Origin of the sequence: Mycobacterium sp. (assembly GCF_032162605.1) — a bacterium.
Taxonomy (GTDB): domain Bacteria; phylum Actinomycetota; class Actinomycetes; order Mycobacteriales; family Mycobacteriaceae; genus Mycobacterium.
The window spans coordinates 1-4,366 of record NZ_JAVROT010000054.1; the positions used below are offsets into that span (position 1 = coordinate 1).

At 63.8% G+C, this 4,366-nt stretch carries 6 protein-coding genes; 4 read left to right on the top strand and 2 right to left on the bottom strand.

The genetic code is table 11. The features are described from left to right. Window positions 1-56 precede the first annotated feature (56 nt). Both QOI01_RS02925 and QOI01_RS02930 read left to right on the top strand, forming a co-directional pair. The gene (locus QOI01_RS02925; protein ID WP_526378431.1) at window positions 57-1,088 is read left to right on the top strand and encodes a fused (3R)-hydroxyacyl-ACP dehydratase subunits HadA/HadB; all 1,032 of its coding nucleotides are present in this window, start codon (window positions 57-59) and stop codon (window positions 1,086-1,088) included. 114 nt (window positions 1,089-1,202) lie between these two features. Next, the gene (locus QOI01_RS02930) at window positions 1,203-1,430 is read left to right on the top strand and encodes a hypothetical protein (RefSeq protein ID WP_526378433.1); all 228 of its coding nucleotides are present in this window, start codon (window positions 1,203-1,205) and stop codon (window positions 1,428-1,430) included. A gap of 19 nt (window positions 1,431-1,449) precedes the next feature. On the opposite strand, the gene QOI01_RS02935 is transcribed toward QOI01_RS02930, so the two are convergent. After that, window positions 1,450-1,911: an ester cyclase gene (locus QOI01_RS02935; RefSeq protein ID WP_526378435.1), complete on the bottom strand. Its 462-nt coding sequence runs from the start codon at window positions 1,909-1,911 to the stop codon at window positions 1,450-1,452. 57 nt (window positions 1,912-1,968) lie between these two features. On the opposite strand from QOI01_RS02935, the gene QOI01_RS02940 reads away from it, so the two are divergent. Further along, on the top strand, window positions 1,969-2,451 hold the full coding sequence (locus QOI01_RS02940) for a MarR family winged helix-turn-helix transcriptional regulator (RefSeq protein ID WP_526378437.1): 483 nt from the start codon (window positions 1,969-1,971) through the stop codon (window positions 2,449-2,451). A gap of 596 nt (window positions 2,452-3,047) precedes the next feature. Further along, entirely contained in the window at window positions 3,048-3,476 is a 429-nt protein-coding gene (locus tag QOI01_RS02945; RefSeq protein ID WP_526378439.1) for a VOC family protein, read from the top strand. Window positions 3,477-3,827: 351 nt separating this feature from the next. Here the strand turns inward: QOI01_RS02945 and QOI01_RS02950 are convergent, their stop codons facing one another. Next, window positions 3,828-4,127, bottom strand: a complete 300-nt coding sequence (locus QOI01_RS02950; protein ID WP_526378441.1) for a tautomerase family protein — start codon at window positions 4,125-4,127, stop codon at window positions 3,828-3,830. Between the last annotated feature and the right edge of the window lie 239 nt (window positions 4,128-4,366).

Consider the following 4,366-nt stretch of genomic DNA (forward strand, 5'->3'; position numbering starts at 1 on the left):
CTAGTGTGCTTTGGTCGGCCTCAGCGAACAAGCCGATAGAGAAGTTGAGCAAATTCATGACCGCAGCAGCAGAGACGTCGGCGATTGAATCGCGCGTCGGCCACTACTACCAGATAGACGACACCTACCTGGTAGGCCATGAGAAGGTACGCGAGTACGCCCGTGCAGTGCAGGACTATCACCCCGCACACTGGGAGGTCGCCGCCGCCGCGGAGTTGGGATACTCGGGCGTGGTGGCGCCGCTGACGTTTACGTCGATCCCGGCCATGGCAGCCAATCGGCACCTGTTCGAATCGGTGGTCGTCGGTTATGACATGTACCTGCAGACCGAAGAAGTCTTCGAGCAGCACCGCCCGATCGTGGCTGGCGACGAACTGCACACCGACGTCGAGTTGACGTCGGTGCGCAGGATCGCCGGCAGAGACCTGATCACCGTGACCAACACCTACACCGACACTGCCGGCGAGCGCGTGCACACCCTGCACACCACCGTCGTCGGCGTCACCGCCGAGGACGTCGATCCGGCGATCAGGCCCGCCGTGCAGAACGTGATGATGCACGACGTGAACATGCTCGGAGCCGACGAACCCGATGCCGCCTATCAGAAGACGGTGCGACCCGACGGCGAGGTTCGCATCGCTGAGGCAGGCACGACCCGCACGCCAGGGACGCCGTCCTTCGATGACGTGACGGTCGGCGATGAGCTACCGGTGCACCACGCCCGACTGTCCCGCGGCGACCTGGTGAACTATGCCGGCGTGGCCGGCGACGCCAACCCGATTCACTGGGACGAGGACATCGCCAAGCTGGCAGGGCTACCCGATGTGATCGCCCACGGAATGCTCACCATGGGTTTGGGTGCCGGATTCGCCTCGGCATGGTCGGGGGACCCCGGTGCGGTTACCCGCTACGCGGTGCGGCTGTCTCAGCCCGCGATCGTGTCGGCCACCGGCGGCGCCGACATCGAGTACAGCGGCCGGATCAAGTCGCTGGACCCGGTGACCCGCTCCGGTGTCGTCATCGTCGCCGCGAGGTCCGGGGGCCGGAAGATCTTCGGCCTGGCGACGTTGAATGTCCGCTTCCGCTGACCTGCGGCCCCGGTGCCGTCATCAAATGCGAAACCCGCCCATCTATAGCGAGAACGGACAGACCTGGTAGCTGTTGCAGGACATGAAAACAGGGACCCCTACCGGTAACCCGCCATGGCCCATGACTACAAGCGCAACGGGACCATCGACCTGTTCGCGGCGATGAACGTCACCACCGGCGAGGTATCGACCGACCAGCGACAGGGCCACACCGGTGCTGACGTGCTGCGGTTCTTCAAACAGATCGACGCCAGCGTCTCACGCGGGCTGGGCGCGCACGTCGTCCTGGATGATTGCGCCTGCAGGCCAACTGGCACGAGGGTGGACGGCACCACTCGATGATCGGAGACTGATGCTCAGGTCAAGAAGGCGGTAGTTGTCCGAGTTGTTGCAGGACGGAGTACAGGTTCGCTACTCCCCAGTGATCGGTGATCTTTCCGTCGCGAACCCGCATGGCGTCGACCGTTTCGAATTGGATGGTCTTGCCGGTGGGGGCGATGCCGAGAAAGTCGCCGAGGTGGGTGCCGTGGTAGGTCTTGTAGGTGGTGACGATGTCGGAATCGACGGTTTGCCAATGGATCTCGGGTCGGAAGTCGGGAAACGCTTCGCGCAGACGGTTGTATAGGACGCGAACGCCGGATTTGTCGGGCGTGGTGCCGGGTTGGGGGGTGTGGTCGACGAAGTCGTCGGCGAACAGTTCCTCGAACAGAGCGAAATCGCCTTGGCCCTGAACTTGTTCGGTGTTGCGGCGGACCACCGCCTTGACTGCTTCAGCTTCACTGTCAGGAGACGTCGTCACGTCCGGTGAATCTGGATTGGTCACTTAATGCCTGCCTTTCCGTCGACATTGTCGGTGAAGGCCCCTGCTAGCTTGGATGTCGTGGTCAGAAGGTCTGGGTGGCTCACTAAACGGGAAGCGCGGATCTGGCAGTCCTACCGAGATGTACGGCGAGAGCTGCAAGGGGCGTTCCAACTCGAGCTGTCCCGGGAGGAAGGCATGTCGGCGGCCGACTACGCCGTCATGGTGCCGTTGTCGGAGGCCCCGAACGGGCAATTGCGGACCAGAGATCTCGGGATCGCACTGGGGTGGGATCGCAGCCGCACCTCGCATCACGTCACCCGAATGGTCAAGCGAGGCCTGGTCGCTCGCGAGTTCTGCGAAGACGACGCGCGCGGTTCGGTGGTTGGCCTCACGCCCGCGGGCAGGGCGGCCATCGAGAAGGCCGCCCCCAACCACGTAGCGCTGGTTCGTCAGCTGTTTTTCGACCCCTTGTCCGATGATGAGCTTGACGCGTTGGGCGTGGTGCTGGACCGGATGCTGGCGGCGGTCCGTAAATACATTGCCGAACCGCCGCCGGAGTAAGGGGATGGCGGTGATCGGCGGCCCAACCGCGGTCGGGCGACGCGCACCGGCATCGAACGTCATGCGTGACGGGCTTGATGGTGTCCCGGCATGATGCGCAGGACGCGTTTGCCACTGACGTGGCGGGTGCCGGCTGCGCGAATGGCTCAACGCCGGCTACCCGCCACAACGAGCCGACGCATTTGCCCAGCTATTCGACGAACGCCGCCGGCTGGGGCATTCAACGGTCGACCTGTCGACCCATCAACGCTTCGGGATTGCACCTACAACCTTCGCGCACTTCGCCAGACGCAACGCGCCGATATTCCGCGGAGACACCGAATACCGCGTCACCCCCGTCTAACGAAACCAGAACGGACTGCTCGCGCCGGCCGTCACGTTGTCGCGGGCCCACCAAACTTCTCACGGTGTTCGAAGTGAACCCGTCCATGACCCAAGGATTGCGGCGTGACCAACGAAGAAGCCGGCGTCCTCGTCATCTTCTCAACGCTCAAACGCGCGGCAGGGGCGCTCGAAATCATCTCAGGCTGACCAGCTCCGCACGGCAGTGCTGCCATCGGGCTGTAGTCCTGTAAGGCGCAAGTGGAGGAGAGCATGTGATCACGGCGCTGAATGAACTCGAGGTCATCACCTTGTTCGTGGAGGACTTACCGGCGGTGAAGGCCTTCTACACCGACGTATTCGGCCTGGAGGTGATCTCCGAGGACGACGAGTCCGCGGTGCTCAAGCTCAAGAACGTGATGATCATGGTCATCTCCCGTCGCTTCGCTCGCCCGAACCTGCTGGTGGTGTTCGAGGCACACGACCTGATTGCGCCGGCCTCCGTGGCCGCGGCTGGCATCGGCGTCCGTTCGCTGCTGACCGTCAACGTCAGGAACGCGGACACAGTGATCTCCGAACTTGAGCAGCACGGTGTGAAGATGATCAATGGCCCGGTGGATCAGCGGTGGGGCCGACGTACCGCCGCGTTCGCCGACCCCGCCGGGCACGTCTGGGAGATCGCACAGGTGCTGTCCGATCCTTAGCCGAAGCCAACGAATCTGGAGCAGTCGAACTCATCTTTCCCGCATTAAGGCCCTTCACGACCAGGCACTCGGCCGTACCCAAGGCCGGGTCCCAGATTGTCTTGTCGGACCAGTCGAATAGGACCGGGCGACGCCGGGCCGAGATGGCGGCTGCCCGCTCGCACAGCCATGCCCGCGGCAGCCAGCTCTTCCACCATCTGTCTGCCCGCCTTGCCGGTCGCACCTGTCACCAAAACATCCATACGCCAGTCGCCGTTTCCATTCCTACGTCCGCACGGTCACGGAGCGGGGTGCTCTGGTGCACCCGCTCCGAGTGGGATATGGGCCGGCGCCTTTGGGCGCCGGCGGAGCTCATCGATTCAGCTGCTTCATCGCCTCGACCAGCTGAGGGTCGTCAGACTGGAGGCGGCCGGCAAACCCCGCGTTCTCCAGCGGGTAGTGGTTCATCAGGATCAGCGTCTCCGCGGTGTTGGCGATGCCGTCGTAGGCCCGGCCGACAGCGGTGAGGATCTTTTCGGCCATCTTTCGCTTCGCGTCGATACTGAACAGTTCCGGTGCCTCGAGAAAACACACCGGTCTGATGGCCTCGGCACCCAGCCGGCCGTCCTGCGCGACGTTGTCGGCCGGGTATTCCCGCAGCCAGATTCGCACGTCGGGAATGTGGTAGGCCTCGTCGATCGCGGCGATGATGTCTTGAAGTTGAAGATCGGCGTGCCGTGGCTCGGCATGACCAGCAGTCGGATCCTGACCATCATCTCTGCGACGCGGGCGGTGCTGATGCCGCCGAGGTCGACGACATCGAGCCAGCCGAACGACATCAGCAGCTCGGCGCCGCGTCGAAGAATCACCGCCCTGTGCCCGGGGTGAAACGCGCGCCTGGGCTCGCGCTC

Coding starts and splice junctions, on each gene's coding strand:
- QOI01_RS02925 (WP_526378431.1), top strand. CDS start 57: ATGACCGCAGCAGCAGAGACGTCGGCGATTGAATCGCGCGTCGGCCAC.
- QOI01_RS02930 (WP_526378433.1), top strand. CDS start 1,203: ATGGCCCATGACTACAAGCGCAACGGGACCATCGACCTGTTCGCGGCG.